Source organism: Photobacterium sp. 1_MG-2023 (assembly GCF_030547945.1).
Lineage (GTDB): Bacteria > Pseudomonadota > Gammaproteobacteria > Enterobacterales > Vibrionaceae > Photobacterium.
On the sequence record NZ_JAUORR010000069.1, the window covers coordinates 1 to 1,619 of the forward strand.

Sequence of the window (1,619 nt, forward strand, 5' to 3'; positions counted from 1 at the left end):
TTACTGTGATAATTACCGCTCAACCTTGTTATTTGGCACTGTAAAATCGAGTTAACAAAGTATGCTCCGGCCCTGACCAAATGGTTACATGTTAGTTTAAGTGAAGAATTATACGACAGAGTTATACGACATGATGTCGTTGAATAAAATGTTATATGCTTCTAAATTTTTGAAGTCTCAAATAAAGGAAATTAGATGAATCACTATACTATTAATAGCGATCAGGACTTTACTAGTTTATTCCGACCGACTCTTTCCGTAAGTGTCGGTGATCAAGTAGGCCTTAATTGGCGAGGTGAGCAGTTTTCTGCTTCAGTCGTCAGTGTTGCTGTTGGGCAGCCTAAAAAGACAGATGTGATAACCTTGGATAATAACTACACATTACAATGGGATGGTTCAACATATGGTTTGTTCCACTCTACCTTGCCAGGTGTAAACACTATCTCCATTTGGTTTAGCTAAATTATCAACCTGTATAACTCTTGAGGTTGCGCATATAACAAGCAATTTAAGAGGGATTCACAACGCTTGGCACTTTTGCTTCTACTTCAAATTTAGTGTTTACGGCACAATGCTTTAGGTTTGGTGGGGGCGTTGTTCACCCCTTAATTGGGCGTTAGTTTTTTCAGGTCAAATCAATACAAACGTAGTTGGTCGATAAAATGAAAAATAAAAATGGTTATGTAAGTGTTAGTGGCTCCGAGATTTATTACGAGCTTTCAGGTAATCATGACGGCAAGCCATTATTGATGCTTCATGGCGGTCTTGGTTCGTTGAATGAGTTAAGTTCAATTCATAAATATGTTGCTGCTGACTATCAATTGATAAGTATAGATTTCCGTGGTCACGGAAAGTCCCTTTTAGGCAATCGTCCACTTAATTACATGCAATATCAACAAGACGTTCAGCATGTTCTTAGCTATTTGGGTATTGAGAAATACTCGATTTTTGGTTTTAGTGACGGTGGTATCGTAGGTTATCGTTTAGCAATACAAGAACCGGAGAGAGTATCTTGTTTGGTGACACTGGGTTCGCAGTGGCGATTAGAGGCAGATGATCCATCAGTTGAATTACTAAGTGGTTTGACGGCTGAATTTTGGGCATCAAGGTTTGCCGATGATGTTGCTTTATATGAGGCGTCAAATCCTAAACCGGATTTCCCTAAACTCGTAGACGCTGTAAAAGCAGTCTGGCTTGACACAACAGAATCTGGCTACCCACATGAGTTAGTTGAAAAAATCCGTTGCCCGACATTAGTAATGCGAGGTGATAATGACTTCTTGTTTTCGTTGGATGAGGCAGCGGCTTTAAAGTCGAAAATTGTAGGTTGTAGTTTTGCCAATATTCCATTGACAGCACATTCGTCGCATCAAGAATCACCGGAATTGGTGGGTGAAATGTTAGAGCAGTTCTTGTTGCAACACAAAAACTAACAAACGGCTCAAGAGGGATTGCCAACGCGTGGCGGCTTTAGTGCAAAATTGAAATCCAGTGTTTACGGTGTTTTTTTGAGTCTGGCGGTGCGTTGTCAACCCCTTAGCCGGGCTACATGGACTCCCCCGGTTGTCAACAACAGCGTCAGGTAATGCAAGGTTTGGGACTGCCGCTCTACATTCGGT

At 41.1% G+C, this 1,619-nt stretch carries 2 protein-coding genes; both read left to right on the plus strand.

Annotated elements, in window-relative coordinates; genetic code table 11:
- Positions 1–195 precede the first annotated feature (195 nt).
- On the plus strand, positions 196–462 hold the full coding sequence (locus tag Q4579_RS22845) for a hypothetical protein (protein ID WP_303567253.1): 267 nt from the start codon (positions 196–198) through the stop codon (positions 460–462).
- A gap of 200 nt (positions 463–662) precedes the next feature.
- Positions 663–1,433: an alpha/beta fold hydrolase gene (locus Q4579_RS22850; RefSeq protein ID WP_170901513.1), complete on the plus strand. Its 771-nt coding sequence runs from the start codon at positions 663–665 to the stop codon at positions 1,431–1,433.
- Positions 1,434–1,619: the final 186 nt, after the last annotated feature.